16 protein-coding genes are annotated in these 15287 nt (G+C 67.1%); 5 read left to right on the top strand and 11 right to left on the bottom strand.

The features are described 5' to 3' along the window. Positions 1-6: 6 nt before the first annotated feature. The 7 genes from ACP7AI_RS04610 to ACP7AI_RS04580 all read right to left on the bottom strand — a co-directional run bounded on the left by ACP7AI_RS04610 (position 7) and on the right by ACP7AI_RS04580 (position 4770). On the bottom strand, positions 7-1569 hold the full coding sequence (locus tag ACP7AI_RS04610; protein ID WP_426164607.1) for an AMP-binding protein: 1563 nt from the start codon (positions 1567-1569) through the stop codon (positions 7-9). 62 nt (positions 1570-1631) lie between these two features. Continuing rightward, on the bottom strand, positions 1632-1853 hold the full coding sequence (locus tag ACP7AI_RS04605) for a DUF4170 domain-containing protein (RefSeq protein WP_426164605.1): 222 nt from the start codon (positions 1851-1853) through the stop codon (positions 1632-1634). Positions 1854-1886: 33 nt separating this feature from the next. After that, positions 1887-2378, bottom strand: coding sequence for a gamma carbonic anhydrase family protein (locus ACP7AI_RS04600; protein ID WP_426164603.1), 492 nt, complete (start codon positions 2376-2378; stop codon positions 1887-1889). Positions 2379-2446: 68 nt separating this feature from the next. Beyond that, on the bottom strand, positions 2447-3094 hold the full coding sequence (locus ACP7AI_RS04595; protein WP_426164601.1) for an MlaC/ttg2D family ABC transporter substrate-binding protein: 648 nt from the start codon (positions 3092-3094) through the stop codon (positions 2447-2449). Between the two features lie 107 nt (positions 3095-3201). After that, positions 3202-3903: a DUF3618 domain-containing protein gene (locus ACP7AI_RS04590; protein ID WP_426164599.1), complete on the bottom strand. Its 702-nt coding sequence runs from the start codon at positions 3901-3903 to the stop codon at positions 3202-3204. A 1-nt stretch (position 3904) separates the two neighbouring features. Beyond that, positions 3905-4282 (bottom strand): phage holin family protein, encoded by a 378-nt coding sequence (locus ACP7AI_RS04585; RefSeq protein WP_426164597.1) that lies wholly within the window; start codon positions 4280-4282, stop codon positions 3905-3907. Between the two features lie 59 nt (positions 4283-4341). Then, the gene (locus ACP7AI_RS04580) at positions 4342-4770 is read right to left on the bottom strand and encodes a hypothetical protein (protein ID WP_426164595.1); all 429 of its coding nucleotides are present in this window, start codon (positions 4768-4770) and stop codon (positions 4342-4344) included. Between the two features lie 185 nt (positions 4771-4955). Between ACP7AI_RS04580 and eno the strand changes: the two genes are divergently transcribed. From eno to prfB, 4 genes are all read left to right on the top strand, one after another. Further along, entirely contained in the window at positions 4956-6233 is a 1278-nt protein-coding gene (gene eno, locus ACP7AI_RS04575; RefSeq protein ID WP_426164593.1) for a phosphopyruvate hydratase, read from the top strand. A gap of 70 nt (positions 6234-6303) precedes the next feature. After that, positions 6304-7605 carry an N-acetylmuramoyl-L-alanine amidase gene (locus ACP7AI_RS04570; protein WP_426164591.1) on the top strand — a complete coding sequence of 434 codons (1302 nt, stop codon included), beginning with the start codon at positions 6304-6306 and terminating at the stop codon, positions 7603-7605. A 57-nt stretch (positions 7606-7662) separates the two neighbouring features. Further along, a complete protein-coding gene (locus tag ACP7AI_RS04565; RefSeq protein WP_426164589.1) occupies positions 7663-10074 on the top strand; it encodes a penicillin-binding protein 1A in 2412 nt (803 codons plus the stop codon). Between the two features lie 60 nt (positions 10075-10134). Continuing rightward, positions 10135-11263 (top strand): peptide chain release factor 2 gene (prfB, locus tag ACP7AI_RS04560; RefSeq protein WP_426164587.1). Its coding sequence is split into 2 segments (ribosomal slippage): positions 10135-10203 and positions 10205-11263, totalling 1128 coding nucleotides; the frame shifts between segments, so codons are not numbered across the junction. Between the two features lie 52 nt (positions 11264-11315). On the opposite strand, the gene ACP7AI_RS04555 is transcribed toward prfB, so the two are convergent. The 4 genes from ACP7AI_RS04555 to sseA all read right to left on the bottom strand — a co-directional run bounded on the left by ACP7AI_RS04555 (position 11316) and on the right by sseA (position 14711). Then, positions 11316-11570: a hypothetical protein gene (locus tag ACP7AI_RS04555; protein WP_426164585.1), complete on the bottom strand. Its 255-nt coding sequence runs from the start codon at positions 11568-11570 to the stop codon at positions 11316-11318. A gap of 83 nt (positions 11571-11653) precedes the next feature. Next, positions 11654-12667, bottom strand: coding sequence for a DUF4105 domain-containing protein (locus ACP7AI_RS04550; protein ID WP_426164583.1), 1014 nt, complete (start codon positions 12665-12667; stop codon positions 11654-11656). Continuing rightward, positions 12667-13914: a cystathionine beta-lyase gene (metC, locus tag ACP7AI_RS04545; RefSeq protein ID WP_426164581.1), complete on the bottom strand. Its 1248-nt coding sequence runs from the start codon at positions 13912-13914 to the stop codon at positions 12667-12669. Before metC ends, ACP7AI_RS04550 begins: the two co-directional genes overlap by 1 nt. Then, complete coding sequence (gene sseA, locus ACP7AI_RS04540) at positions 13872-14711, bottom strand: 3-mercaptopyruvate sulfurtransferase (protein WP_426164579.1); 840 nt, start codon at positions 14709-14711, stop codon at positions 13872-13874. Before sseA ends, metC begins: the two co-directional genes overlap by 43 nt. A gap of 92 nt (positions 14712-14803) precedes the next feature. Between sseA and queF the strand changes: the two genes are divergently transcribed. Further along, positions 14804-15253: a preQ(1) synthase gene (gene queF, locus ACP7AI_RS04535; RefSeq protein WP_426164577.1), complete on the top strand. Its 450-nt coding sequence runs from the start codon at positions 14804-14806 to the stop codon at positions 15251-15253. Positions 15254-15287 lie beyond the last annotated feature (34 nt).

Here is a 15287-nt window from a genome sequence, read left to right as displayed (position 1 = left end):
GAGGGGTCAGAGCACCATCTCGCGCGCCGCGGCATAGTCCGCCTTGCCGTTCGGCGCGCGCGGCACCTTGTCGACGATGAACACCTGCTTTGGCGTCTTGTAGCCGGCAAGGTACGTCCGAACATGCGCGCGCAGCGCCTCCGGATCGGCGCCGCGTGGCGCCTCGACCACCGCCGTCACCGCCTGGCCCCATTTGTCGTCGGCGATGCCGAACACCAGCGCGTCATCGACCGCCGGATGGGTCTTCAGCGTCTCCTCGACTTCCTCGGGAAACACCTTTTCGCCCGCCGTGTTGATGCACTGGCTGCCGCGACCGAGCAGGGTGAAGCTGCCGTCGGCCTCGATGATCGCCCAGTCGCCGGCCATCGAATAGCGGGTGCCGCCGATGGTGACGAAAGTCTCCGCGGTCTTCTTCTCGTCGCGCCAATAGCCCCGCGGGATCAGGCCGCCGCGGGCGATGCGGCCGCGGGTGCCGGGCGGCACCGGGCGCAGTTCGTCGTCGACGATCAGGGTCTGGCCATCGGCGCTGAATACCGTCGCCGCGCCGGCATTGGCGCTGGTCTGCACCGAATTGCCGAGGCCCAGGCTCTCAGACGATCCCAGCGAATCGACGATCATCAGATTCGGCGCGTGACGCAGCAGCCCGGCCTTGACCTCGGGCGACCACATGGTGCCGCTGGAGATCATCACCGCCAGCGAGGCGATGCTGCCGTGGCCGGCGTCGAGCGCCCTCAGCAGCGGCCGGCCAAAGGCATCGCCGACGATGACGGCATAGTCGCAGCCGAGCCGCTGGCAGGTTTCGACCGCCAGTTCGGGCTCGAACGCGTGGCCGGGGATGGTGACGACGGTGCCGCCCCGCGACAGGGTGCTCAGCGCGATGATGAATCCGGTGCCGTGCATCAGCGGCGGCATGACGAGCGCGCGAAACCGCCCGACGCCGCCCTTCACCATCTCGAGATAAGTGGGCAGGTCGCTGTCCGGGGCGATGCCGTTGCCGACCATGACCATGGCGGACAGCGCGCCCTGGTCCCACATCACACCCTTGGGCATGCCGGTGGTGCCGCCGGTGTAGATGAACAGCATGTCTTCGGGGCTGTGCGCCTGTTCGACAAGGACGCCGCCGCTCTCGGCAACAGTGTCGAAGTCCTGCGCGTAATCAGGCGTTTCGGCGCCGACTTGCAGAAACAACTTCACCTTCAGACGATCGCGGATGCTTGCCACCAGCGGCTCGAATTCGGCGTCGTAGACAAGCACCGCGGCATCGCTGTTGTCGAGGATGTAGAACAGCTCCTCGCCGGTGTAGCGATAGTTGATGTTGACATGGACCAGCCGCGCCTTGAACCCCGCGATGGTGGTCTGGAGATAGGCGGGGCTGTTGCGCATCAGGTGCGCGATGCGATCCCCCGGCACCGCGCCGGCGGCGTGACAGGCGGCGGCGAGCGCATCGGTGCGCCGGTCGAAATCACCCCAGCTGGTGACGGTATCGCCGTGGATGGTGGCGGGGTGCGCCGGATCGACCGCGCTGCCGATTGCCGCGAAGATCGTGCCGAAACTCAGGCCCAAGGTCATTCTGTCATCTCCCCGGCGGCAATCTAGGCCCGGGGAGACGCTTGGCAATCCCGCCCAATCCGTTAGGCGGTCCTGCCCGGCTCCAGCATGCGATGCAGGTGGACGACGACATATTTCATCGTCGCGTCGTCGACGGTGCGCTGGGCGTTGGCACGCCAGGCCGCCTCGGCACTGGCATAGTCGGGGTAGATGCCGACGACATCCAGCGCGCCGGGCTCGATGAAGTCGAGGGTCTGGGGGTCGCTGACGCGGCCGCCGAAAACGAGATGCAGCTTGGTATCCATCGCCGCGGCCATACCCGCGCGGGCCGCAAAACTCTAGGCGTATTCGGCCATCAACCGCTTCATGGTGTCGCCGAACCAGGTTTCGAATTCGGGCCCGTCCCAGGCGCGATGGTCGCCGCGCTTGTAAGCGGCGCCGTTCAGCGCATAGAATTCGGCGTTGATGCGGTTGGCGAGCCGGTTGTCCTTGGTGCGGATCACCGTCGCCGGCGACCCGACGACGATCGAACTGGGCGGGACGATGGTACCGTCCTTCACATAGGCGTGCTGGCCGACGATCGAACCGCTGCCGATGACAACGCCATTGTAGATCGTCGCATTGATGCCGATCAGGCAATGATCGCCGATCGTGCAGCCGTGCAGCGTCGCGTGATGGGTGACCGAGCTGTACGCACCGACGACCACCGGCTTGCCGGGATCGGTGTGGATCATTACGAAATCCTGGACGTTGGCGAACGCCTCGATAGCGACATGCGCCGTTTCGGACCGCACCACGGCGTTGCACCAGATCGACGCGCCTTCGCCCACGCTGACGTGCCCATAAAGCTGCGCCGAAGGGTGGACGAAGGCCGTTTCGGCAATCTCGATACGACTGGTCAGCCTGCCGTCCTCGTCGCCAGCGACTTCGAATTGGCGCTCTTGAGGAAGGTCACCAGCGCGTCGAAGCCGTTCTTCTGCACATAGGCATTGAAGTCCGCCTCCTGCGTCAGCGACAGGTTGATACCCTGGACGGTCAGGTTGTTGATGACGTTCTTGCCGGCATTGTTCTTCTTGACCTGCCAGATCGCATCGACGGGCTGGGCACCCGGCCGGGTGACGCGGGTATAGACATCGGTCATCGGCCCGCGCGCGACGGTGCGCAGCACGGTGATGCTGGCATCCGAATAATCGTACAGGCGGTCGGCATAGGCATTGAGCACGAAATCGGGCAGCGCCTGTTGATAGGCGGTGTATTGCGCCGGGGTGATCGTCGCGCGATGGCGGCGGATCAGGCGGTTCCCGATATCCTGCAGGGCCACATTCTGCTGCAGCATCGTCCGAAATTTGGCGCGACCGGCGGTCTTCGATATCGACTTGTCGCGCAGCACGCCGAAGGCGTTATTGGCGAGGCTTTCGACAAAGGCGCGCGCGGCAGGGTCGCCGGCGTTGGCGGTCGCAGCAGCGACCTGGGCGTGGGCCGGCATCGCCAACGCCACAGGCGACACCAGGATCGCGGCGGTGGCAGCGAGGGTATTGAGCTTCATCGTCATGACTCCTGAACAGACCGGCCCGGCGCGTCAACGCAAAGGTTGCCGGGCCGGGCCGCTGTACGTTCATACGAATGGATGGCTGAACGGTTGCTGACGCGCGGTCAGCCCTTCATCTCGTCGCGTGCGGCATCCATCACAGACTGCGCCGCCTGCTTGGCCTTGCGGGTCGCCTCGCTGGCGCGAGCGCGCACGGTATCGACCGACAGGCCATGGGCGTCGAGCTCGTCCGATGCCCGGCGCGCCGCGGCCCGCGCGGCGGCACCCAGTTTGGCGCCGGTATCACCCAGTGCGCGGCGCTCGGCCTCGGTCGTCGGGAACAGCGCCCCAAGCGCGGCACCGGCGGCAAGGCCCATCAGGATCGACACAACTGGGTTGTCGGCAACACTACCGCTTGCCGACGCCGCCAGCGCCTGCCGGCGGACGGGCGGCGCCACATCGTCGTCGCCGTCTTCGTCGCCATAGGCGCGTGGCGCCCGGCCGGCATCATATCCGAAGCCGTCATCGTAATCGGTGTATTCACCCTCGCCATCGCCGAGATTGACAGTCGCCCTGGCCAGCTTGCCGCGCGCCAGCAACGCGACGCCGATCGCGGCAACCGCGGCGGCGATCGCTAGTGGGTGGGATCGTGCCGCGGTCTTGGCCTGTCCGACAAACTGCCGGCTGCTGCCCGAAACACGGTCCATGGCGTTGCCGACGATACGGCGCGGGTCGAGGCGGTCCTGGATTTCATCGATGGTGGAGGCGATGCGGGTGCGGGCGTCCTCGGCGTCTGCGGCGACGCTCTCTACCGGATCGGCTGCCATTTCAATCTCCCTTCAACGTTTCGACATCGCGCTTCAGATTGGCGACCATGCGCTTTGGCGCAAGCTCGATTTTCTTCAACATGCCGATACCGACAAAAATCAATATGGCGCCGATCACCGCCACGATGGCGGCGACGATCAGCGCCGCAGCGACGATGCCGACACTCTTTGCCAGCGCGGCGATGCCCGCCACCAGCAGGCAGAGCAGCGCCAGCGACGCGATCATCCCGCCGGCGGCGACCGCACCGACACCGGTCAGGGCCTGGCTCAGCCCCTCCTGCATCTCGGTACGGGCAAGACGCAGTTCGGTGCGGACAAGATGCACGACATCGTCGACAAGACGGATCGTCAACTGTCCCAGCGAATCCTTCGATGCCATGCCGTCACTGCCTGTCTCGACCGCAGGCAGGGTGGCCGTCGGTTGCAAATCGGACATTGTCAGCGACTTCCGGCTTTGACCAGCCGTGCCCCCAGAAAGCCGGCGGCGACCGCGATGCCGACAGCGAGGCCAGGCGACCGTCGAACGAGATCGCGGCCCTCGTCGATCAGGTCCTCGACGGGCGTGTCGCGGATCGTCTGCTGGATGTCACCGATCGCGTCGGCGGCCTGGCGAACATAGCCGGCGATCGGGCCGCCACCGACGGATTCGGCCTTTTCGGCAAGCTCGCGGATGATGACGACGATGCCGTCGATGCTGTTCGCCAACTCCGACTTGCCGTTATCTGCCAGCGAAAACAGCTTGTTCTGGGCGCCGCCGACCAGACCCTGCGCCAGCCCGGCCTTGCGCTTGGGCGTACCACTATCCTGGGTATCCGCAAAACCCGCGTCGTCGGCCGGCTGCCACTGTGTCTGATAATCTTCCGCCATGATCATTTCTTCCCGTACTGAAACCATGCTGCCGACAACGTACCGCTGCGCCGGCTGTTCCGAAGTATTTGCTCGACCGGGCCCGGCCCGATAGATGGCGATGCCGACCGGCCGGCACAATATTCATTGCGGCCCGGCAAGGACTATTTTGCGCCCGTCGGGCCGAACAGCAAGGGGCTGACCTAATGACCGCCATTATCGACATCCATGCCCGCGAGATTCTCGACAGCCGCGGCAATCCGACCGTCGAGGTCGACGTGGTGCTCGAAGACGGCTCGCTGGGTCGCGCCGCCGTGCCGTCGGGGGCGTCGACCGGCGCCCATGAGGCGGTGGAGCTGCGCGACGGCGACAAGACGCGGTACCTCGGCAAGGGCGTGCTCAAGGCGGTCGCGGCGGTCAACGGCGAGATCTTCGACGCGCTGTCGGGGATGGAAGCCGAGGAACAGGGCGAGATCGACGCCGCGATGATCGAGCTCGACGGCACGCCCAACAAGGCGCAGCTCGGCGCCAATGCCATCCTGGGCGTCAGCCTGGCCGCGGCCAAGGCGGCGGCCGAATCGCGCGGGCTGCCGTTGCACCGCTATGTCGGCGGCGTGTCGGCCAGCCTGCTGCCGGTGCCGATGATGAACATCATCAACGGCGGTGCCCACGCCGACAACCCGATCGATTTCCAGGAATTCATGGTGATGCCGGTCGGTGCCCCGACACTGTCCGAGGCCGTCCGCTGGGGCGCCGAGATCTTCCATACGCTGAAATCGGAACTGAAGGCCGGTGGGCACTCGACCGCGGTCGGCGACGAGGGCGGCTTTGCGCCCAATCTCAACGGCACGCGCGCCGCGATGGATTTCGTCATGGCGGCCATTGCCAAGGCCGGCTTCAAGGCCGGCGAGGACGTGTTCATCGCCCTCGACCCGGCCGCAACCGAGTTCTTCCACGACGGCCATTATGTCCTCGCCGCCGAAGGGTTGAAGCTGACGCCCGAGGCCATGGCCGAATATTATGTCGCGCTGGCCCGCGACTATCCGATCCTCAGCATCGAGGACGGCATGGCCGAGGATGACTTCACCGGCTGGAAGGCGCTGACCGATGCACTCGGCAAGACCCACCAGCTCGTCGGCGACGACCTGTTCGTGACCAATCCGGCGCGGCTGGGGCAGGGTATCAAGGACGGCCTCGCCAACGCGCTGCTGGTCAAGGTCAACCAGATCGGCACGCTGACCGAAACGCTGGCGGCGGTCGATATGGCGCATCGCGCCGGCTATCGCAGCGTCATGTCTCATCGGTCGGGCGAAACCGAGGATTCGACCATCGCCGACCTCGCCGTCGCCTGCGGGACGGGCCAGATCAAGACCGGATCGCTGGCCCGGTCGGACCGGCTCGCCAAGTACAACCAGCTGATCCGCATCGAGGAAGAGCTGGGCACCCAGGCGCGTTATGCCGGGCGGAGCGTGCTGCGGGGCTGAGGCCCGGCGGTTGCGGCAGCGGCGCCACCTCCGTATCGATCCGGGCGTGCGCTGCTGGTTGATCTTCTTGATGCTGCTGCTGCCGTCTCCCGTGCTGGCCGCGCGGCTGACCGGCCTTGCGTCGTCACCCGGCGTCGTCACCATCACCGCCGACGGGCCGCCCGCGGTGGCCCACCAGTTCGCCCTCGATGGCCCGCGCCGGCTCGTTGTCGACCTGCCGGCGGTGCTCGACGCGCCGCTTGCCGCCGATGGCGCCGGCAGCGTCACCCGGCTGCGCGCCGCGATGTTTTCTCCGGGGGTCGCGCGCCTGGTCATCGAGCTGTCGGGGCCGCTGGAGATCGTCGCGGCGCGCAACAGCGCCACCGGCCTGACGCTGACCCTGCGGCGCATCAACGAGGCCGATTTCGCGACTGCCGTGGCGCGTGGGCGGCGGCCGCTGCCGGTGGTGTCGGGCGGGACAACCGGCGCACCGACCATCTCGCCGGCAGCGCCACCCGCCGCGCCGGCGTTCGAGCTGCCGCAGGACATGTTCCAGACGCGCGGCAACCCGCCCGCGACTGCCGTGCCGGTGCCGGTCCTGCCGCCGCCGCCGGCACCGACCACGACCGCGACCCCCGACATCCCCATGGTCATCCCGCCACCCGAGCGGGCATCATCGCGTCGGCGCACGACCGGCGTCCGCCCGCGCAACGGCAGCCGGCCGCTGGTCGTCATCGATGCCGGCCATGGCGGCAAGGATGTCGGCGCGATCAGCGTCAACGGCGGCTATGAGAAAGAGGTGACGCTCGCCATCGCCCGCGCCACCGCGGCGGCGCTGCGGCGATCGGGCAAGGTCGATGTCCGGCTGACCCGCGACGACGACCGCTTCATCCCCCTTGGTGGCCGGGTGAAGATCGCGCAGCTGGCGCGTGCCGATTTGTTCGTGTCGATCCACGCCGATGCCGCCGGCAACGACCAGGCGCGCGGTGCCAGCGTCTATACCCTGTCGTCGGTCGCGTCCGACGCCGTCGCCGCGCGGCTGGCGGCGCGCGAAAACAAGGCTGACATCATCGGGGGCGTCAATCTCGGCGTCGAGGCGCCCGATGTCGGCGACATCATGATCGACCTGTCGCGCCGGGCGACCGGCAATGTTTCGGTGGCCTTTGCCGAAACGCTGCAGGACGAATTGTCCGACCGCATCAGGTTCCGCGGCGAATTCCATCATTTTGCCGGCTTTTACGTGCTGAAGGCGCCGGACGTGCCGTCGGTGCTGCTCGAAACAGGCTATGTCACCAACCGCGACGATGCCGAGCTGCTGTTCTCGTCCAGCGGCCGCAAGCGCGTGGCCGCAGGCGTCGCACGCGCCATCGAACGCCACCTCGTCGGCGATTGAGATGCTTCCCTCTGGCTGCCACAGGGGCTATCGCACGGCGTGCATGCTGGAGTGACGATGCGGCGTTGGTTGATTTTCGGCGGGGCGGGGCTGGTGGTGATGGCGCTCGCCGTCGCGGCCATTTTCTGGTCGGCGATGCAGGACCTGCCCGACGAGGCCGAGCTGGCGCAGTTCGCTCCGGCGCTGCCCTCGACCGTCCGCGACATCAATGGCGAGATCGTCGGCAATTTCACCCGCGAACGCCGCATCTACTTGGGCTACAACGAAATTCCGAAGAAGCTCGTCGAGGCCTATATCTCGGCGGAGGACAAGACCTTCTTCGAACACGGCGGCCTCGACTATCAGGGCATCGTCGCCGCAGTGTTCACCAATATCGAATCGCTGTTCACCGGCGGCCGGCCGGTCGGCGCCTCGACGATCACCCAGCAGGTCGCGAAAAGCCTGATCGGCAACGAGGTCACCTACAGCCGCAAGCTGCGCGAGGCGATCCTCGCCCGCCGCATCGAGGCGACCTTCACCAAGCAGCAGATCCTGGAACTCTACCTCAACCAGATTTTCCTCGGCCGTAACGCCTATGGCGTGGAGGCGGCGTCGCAGGCCTATTTCGGCAAGCCCGCCAACCAGATCGACCTCGCCCAGATGGCCTATCTCGCCATCCTGCCCAAGGCGCCGAGCACCTACAGCCCGGTCAGCCAGAATGCCCGTGCCGTGGCGCGCCGCGACTATGTGCTGGGCCAGATGCAGGCCAATGGCTATATCACCGCCGCAGAGCGCGCCGCCGCGTCTGCGGAACCGCTGGTGGCGGTGCCCAACCGCGCCCTCACCCAGGCGCGGGCGTCCGACTATTTCGTCGAAGATGTGCGTCGCACGCTGATGGCCAGATTCGGGGAGACCGAGAAGGACGGCCGCAACAGCGTCTATGGCGGCGGCCTGTGGATACGCACCTCCGTCGATCCGCGGCTGCAGATCGCTGCCGAGGAGGCCATGCGCAACGGCTTCATGCGCTATGAGCGTGGCCGCGCCTGGCGCGGACCGCCGGCGCAGATCGAGATCGGCGATGGCTGGCAGGCGCGGCTGCAGTCGGCCGCCGTCTCGACGGGCTTTCCCGACTGGAAAAAGGCGGTCGTACTGTCGAAATCGGGCAGCGATTCGACCATCGGTTTCACCGACGGCAGCACCGGCAGCCTTCCCGGCTATGCCGCCTCGCTGCCGCTGAAGGGCACCGCGACCTCGGCCGGCCAGGCGCTCAAGCCCGGCGACGTCGTTCCCGTCGTCAAGTCGGGCAATGCCTGGGCGCTGCGCCAGGCTCCCGAGGTTTCGGGCGGCATGGTCGTCGAGGATCCGCATACCGGCCGCGTGCTGGCGATGGTCGGCGGCTTCGACGCGCGCTCGCAAAGCTTCAACCGCGCCACCCAGGCCAGGCGCCAGCCGGGGTCGACCTTCAAGCCGATCGTCTATGCCACCGCGATGGACAATGGCTTCACGCCATCGTCGATCGTCGTCGATGCACCCTATTGCGTCTATCAGAGCCGCAGTCTCGGCCAGAAATGCTTCCGCAACTTCGGCAACATGCGCGGCGCCGGGGCGCAGACGCTGCGCTGGGGCCTCGAACAGTCTCGCAACCTGATGACCGTCCGCGTCGCCTACAACACCGGCATGGACAAGGTCGTGGCCCAGGCCAAGGCGCTGGGCCTGGGCAGCTATCCGGCGGTGCTCGCCATTGCTCTCGGCGCCGGCGAGACGACGGTGATGAAGCTGACCAATGCCTATGCGCAGATCTTCAACGCCGGCCGTGCGCTGGAACCGTCGACGATCGACATGGTGCAGGATCGCGACGGCAAGGTCATCTTCCGCCGCGACAATCGCGCCTGCCCGGGCTGCGCCGCCGCCGACTGGAACGGTGAACCGATGCCGCGGCCGGGCGGCAAGCCCCGCCAGGTGATGGACCCGCGCACCGCCTTCCAGACCGTGCACCTGATGGAAGGCGTCGTGCAGCGCGGCACCGGCACGCGCATGCTGGCGCTCGATCGCCCGTTCGCCGGCAAGACCGGTACCACCAGCGGGCCGAAGGACGTCTGGTTCGTCGGCGGCACCCAGGATCTCGTGGCGGCGCTCTACCTCGGCTATGACAAGCCCCGCGACCTTGGCGGCTATGTCCAGGGCGGCACCGTCGCCGCGCCGATCTGGCTCGATTTCGGCAAGGCCGCGCTGAAGGATGCGCCCAAGCTGCCCTTCGTCATCCCGCCGGGCGTCCGCATGGTCCGCGTCGACCGCCGCTCCGGCAAGCGCGTCTTCGGCGTCTGGCCGACCAGCGAGGCCAAAGCGGCGGTGATCTGGGAAGCCTTCAAGCCCGACAGCGAGCCGCGCCGGACGGGCACGGTGGCCGGCGCCGGGGCAGGGCAAGCCGGCCCGAGCCGCCGGGTGCGCAGCGACGCCGAGTTCATGAAGAACACCGGCGGCATCTACTAGAAACTTGCGCGGCCGGCGGGCCCGCCCTATGTCCGCCGCTCTTCGTCAAGGAACCAGACAATGCGTGCCGAGGCACAGACCTATGCCGATTCCATCAAGCAGGCATTGGACCTGCTGAGGAGGTTTCTTTGACTGGGATCGCGCACTCCGTCGCCTCGATGAACTGAACGCCCGGGTCGAGGACCCCAAGCTCTGGGATAATCCCAAGGCCGCCCAGGCCGTGATGACCGAACGCCGCCGCCTCGACGAGGCGGTGTCGGCGACCCGCGCCATCGAGATCGAGCTCTCCGACACGTCGGAACTGATCGAAATGGCCGAGGCCGAGGGCGATGAAGCCATGGCCGTTGAAGGCGTCGCGGCGTTGAAGACACTCGCCGAGCGCGCCGAACGCGACAAGGTCGCAGCGTTGCTGGCGGGTGAGGCCGACAACAACGACAGCTATATCGAGGTCAATTCGGGTGCCGGCGGCACCGAAAGCCAGGATTGGGCCGAGATGCTGCGGCGCATGTACCAGCGCTGGGCCGAACGTCATGGCTACAAGGTCGAGATCATCGACATCCATGCCGGAGAACAGGCCGGCATCAAGAACGCTACCATGCTGATCAAGGGGCCCCAGGCCTATGGCTGGTCCAAGACCGAGAGCGGTGTCCACCGCCTGGTTCGCATCAGCCCCTATGACAGCGCGGCGCGGCGCCACACCAGCTTTGCCAGCGTCTGGGTCTATCCGCAGATCGACGACGATATCGACATCGATATCAAGGAATCGGATCTGAAGATCGACACCTATCGCGCCTCGGGCGCCGGCGGCCAGCACGTCAACACCACCGATTCGGCGGTGCGTATCACCCATGTGCCGACCGGCGTCATCGTCGCCTGCCAGAACGAACGATCGCAGCACAAGAACCGCGCCACCGCGATGAAGATGCTGAAGGCGCGCCTCTATGAGCGCGAACTAGCGATCCGCGAAGCCGCGGCGGCGGATGTCGAGGCCGGCAAGACCGATATCGGCTGGGGCCACCAGATCCGTTCCTACGTCCTCCAGCCCTATCAGCTGGTCAAGGACCTGCGCACCGGCAAGACCTCGACGTCACCGTCCGACGTGCTCGACGGCGACATCGACCCGTTCATGGCGGCGGCGCTCAGCCAGCGCGTGACGGGCGACAAGGTCGATGTGGAGGACGTGGATTAGGCGCAGCGAACTCGCCGGGTCGCGTTCCGGCGCACGGACAGTCAGCTGCGGCCTAGGTCGAAACGACCTGTCTTGCGCTCGCAAACGGCCGCCACGCGTCGCGCAGACGCGGCATCAGCATGATCGGTCGGCGATCGGCGGGATCGGCGAGCGGCATCGCGGTGCTGCAATAAGCGCATTCGGCGGTCTGCCGGCCGACATGCCATTGCGTGCCCCCGCAGCCGGGGCAATAGTTGGGTCCGCCGACCCGATAGGTCATCGTGTAGCGGCGGATATTGCCGTCTGTCTGCGTGGTCTGCTGCTGCATCGGGAACCCTCCCTCGGTCCAATCAAATGGACGATCAGCAACGCTGTCTGTCGGCAGACGGTTCCGGGAGTGCGACGAACTGTTCAGCCGGCGGGCGTCTGCGCCGGGTACGGTACGCCGACCCGGATACGCCGCGAAAAATCGGGGTCGGGCGGCGACCCGGCGGCGCGCGGCCCGATGCGCGCCGCCGTGACCAGCACGGGCAGTGGCACCGCCCGGCTGACGAAGCGGTGCTCGCGCAGGTACGTCGGCAGCCGCCCGGGCAGCAGGATGCGCCAGTCCATCGCCACCTCGGGATCGAGCCGGCGCGCCATGCCGAAGATGACGGTCGTGCAGTTGGCCGCCAGCGTATTGTACCAGCGCGGCCGCGCCGACACGTCGTTGGCCAGCGTCACATATTCGCGCAGCAGCCCCAATGCGGTCGCCCGTTCGATATCGAGCCGGTACAGCCGCACATCCTCGCCGCGCACCGTGCTGCGCACCTTCACGATGTCGCGCTCGTCGGCGGCGATGATCGCCAGCTCATAGGTCTTGAAGAACCCTGCGCTGGCCGAATAGCGTTCGCCCTTTTCCTTCCTGATCTCGATCGAAAGGGCGAGCGGTGCGCTGTCCCGGAAATCGAAGCTGACGATGGCATGGGCGATGCTCTCGCCCGCCCAATAGCTGAGGAACAGGTCGGCGCCGGTCAGCTGGCTCAGACGGTACTGCCGCGTTTCCCAGCGCTGGTCGTAATCGGTCGCGCTGCGCCAGGCAAAGTTGCGGACATTGTTCACCGTCAGCACATCGCCGTCGATGCGGGCATCGGCGACCCGCGCCATATCGGGCTCCCAGACCCGGTCGTTCGACGGCAGGATCGTCGACCACCAGCCGAGCAGCACCGCCCAGGCGGCGATGACTGCCACGCCTGCGAACAGCCGCCGCTGCTTCCACGCCAATACCACTGCCACCAGCATCACCGCGACGAAAATGGCAGCGATGGCTCCGCGCCCGAAGCTCCCCAGCGGCAGCCGCAGCCACAGCGCCATGACGCCCCACAGCGTCGCCAGCGCCCACAGCAAGCCGAGCAGGAGACGGGCGAGCGCCCGGACGATCCGCATCAGAACTGCGCTTCGTAGCGCCGCAGCCCGGCATCCAGATCGGCGATCAGGTCGCCCGGATCCTCCAGCCCGATCGACAGGCGCACGAACGGCCCGGTGAAGGGCAGGGTGGTGACGCTGCGGCAGCCGTCGAGCCGCACCGGCAGCGCCAGCGATTCGAACCCGCCCCAGGAAAAGCCGATGCCGAAATGCTGGAGATCGTCGATCAGCGCCGCCAGCTGCCGCCGCGTGCCACGCTTCAGCACAAAGGCGAACAGCCCCGACGACCCGCTGAAATCGCGTCGCCACAGGTCATGGCCCGGGTGCGACGGCAGCGCCGGATGCAGCACGCGATCGACGGCCGGCTGCGCCGCCAGCCAGCGCGCCACCTGCAGCGCGCTCGCCTCCTGCCGGTCGAGCCGCACCGCCAGCGTGCGCAGCCCGCGCAGCGCCAGCGCGGCATCGTCGGGGGACACGGTATGTCCCAGCCGATAGGTCGCCGCCTTCAGGCGCGGCAGCAGCGCCTTTGTCGCCGTCGCCGACCCCATCATCAGGTCACTGTGCCCGCCGACATATTTGGTCAGTGCCTGGATGCTGATGTCGCAGCCCAATGCCAGCGGCTGCATTCGCAGCGGCGTCGCCCAGGTGTTGTCGAGCATGGTGACGATGCCGCGCGCCCGGGCGATGGCGGTGATCGCCGGCACATCCTGAATCTCGAAGGTCAGCGAGCCCGGCGATTCGAGCAGGATCACGCTGGTCTCCGCCCGCAGCAGGGTCTCGATCCCGGCGCCGATGGCAGGATCGAAATACTGCGTCGTGATCCCCATCCGCTTCAGCACCTGGTCGGCGAACAGCCGGGTGGGCTCATAGGCGCTGTCGGTGATCAGCACATGGTCGCCGGTCTTGACGACCGCCAGCAGCGCGGTGGCGATTGCCGCGACGCCCGACGGAAACAGTTTCGTGCCCGCCGCACCCGGCTCCAGCGCCGTCAGCGCATCCTCGAGCGCCCATTGCGTCGGGGTGCCGCGCCGGCCGTAGTAGAGCTGCGCATCGGGCGAGGCGTTGGCGGCCTCCAGGTCGGCGCAGCTATCGAACAGGATGGTCGAGGCGCGCCACACCGGCGGGTTGACGATGCCGTCCGAAAACCCCGGCCCGCGCCCGGCGTGAACCAGCCGCGTCGCAACGGCCTGGCCCGACAGGTCGGCGGGTGGCTGGCGCCGGCTGGTCAGACGCCCATCACCACCGGATTGGTGGCGCTGGCGCCCCATTCGGACCAGCTGCCGTCATAGATGGCGGTCTTGTTGTGGCCCAGCAGGCTGGCGGCAAAGGCCAGCACCGCCGAGGTCACGCCCGAGCCGCAGGTGGCGACCAGCGGCTTCGCCAGGTCGATACCGGCGGCGTCAAAGGCGGCCTTGATCTCGTCCTTCGACTTGTAGGTGCCGTCCTCGTTGAACAGCGTGTCATAGGGCAGGCTCCTGGAGCCCGGGATATGGCCGCCGCGCAAGGATGCGCGCGGTTCCGGCTCGGTGCCGGCGAAGCGGCCGGCGGAGCGGGCATCGACGACCTGTTCGGTCTTCGATCGCAGATTGTCGGTCATCTGCTTCTGGTCGCGGACCAGGCTCTTGTCGGCCCAGACGGTGAAATGGCGATGGCGGACGATCGGCTTGCCGCTTTCGACCGCGCGGCCTTCCGATTGCCATTTGGCGAAACCACCGTCGAGAATCGCGACCTCGTGAGCGCCGAATAGCGTCAGCATCCACCACACGCGCGCAGCCGACCGCAGCGGCGAATTGTCATAGACGATGATACGGCTGCCATCGCCCAGGCCCAGCGCCTGCATGCGGCTGGCGAATTTTTCCGGCGGCGGCAGCATATGGGGCAGGGGGCTGGTGGTATCCGACACCTCGTCGATGTCGAAGAACACGGCGCCGGGGATATGGGCGGCCTCGAATTCGGTGCGGGCGTTACGGCCATGTGCGGCCAGGAACAGCGTCGCATCGATGACGCGAATGTCGCTCTTGCCGAGTTCGGCCGCGAGCCATTCGGTTGTCACCAGCGGATTCATTGTTCACTCCCGATTTTTTCGTTGGGCGTGACATAATCGGGTCAAGACGCCATGTCATCCCGCAAGACAGGCGAGAGAGAACAGATTTTCACATGAACGACACGCTCCATCTCGGCCAGGCCTCCAGCCTGCCGGCATCGCCAGAAGCCGCCGTGCTCGATTACCCGCCCAATCCGCGGCCGGGCAGCGATTATCTGGTGCGCTTCACCGTGCCCGAATTCACGTCATTGTGCCCGGTCACCGGCCAGCCCGATTTCGCCCATATCGTCATCGATTATGTGCCCGACGCCACCATCGTCGAATCGAAGGCGCTGAAGCTGTTCCTGGGCAGTTTCCGCAACCACGCCGGCTTCCACGAGGATGTCACCGTCGGCATCGGCCAGCGGCTGGTCGCCGAAATGGCGCCGAAATGGCTGCGCATCGGCGGCTATTGGTACCCGCGCGGCGGCATCCCGATCGACGTGTTCTGGCAGTCGGGCCCGGTGCCCGCCGGGTTGTGGCTGCCCGACCAGGGCGTGCCGACCTATCGCGGTCGCGGCTGAGGGAACCGACACTGCTTCAGCGCGTTTGCTGCTC

Source organism: Sandarakinorhabdus sp. DWP1-3-1 (assembly GCF_049896705.1).
Classification (GTDB): Bacteria; Pseudomonadota; Alphaproteobacteria; order Sphingomonadales; family Sphingomonadaceae; genus Sandarakinorhabdus.
This window is presented reverse-complemented; position numbering and strand designations above follow the sequence as displayed.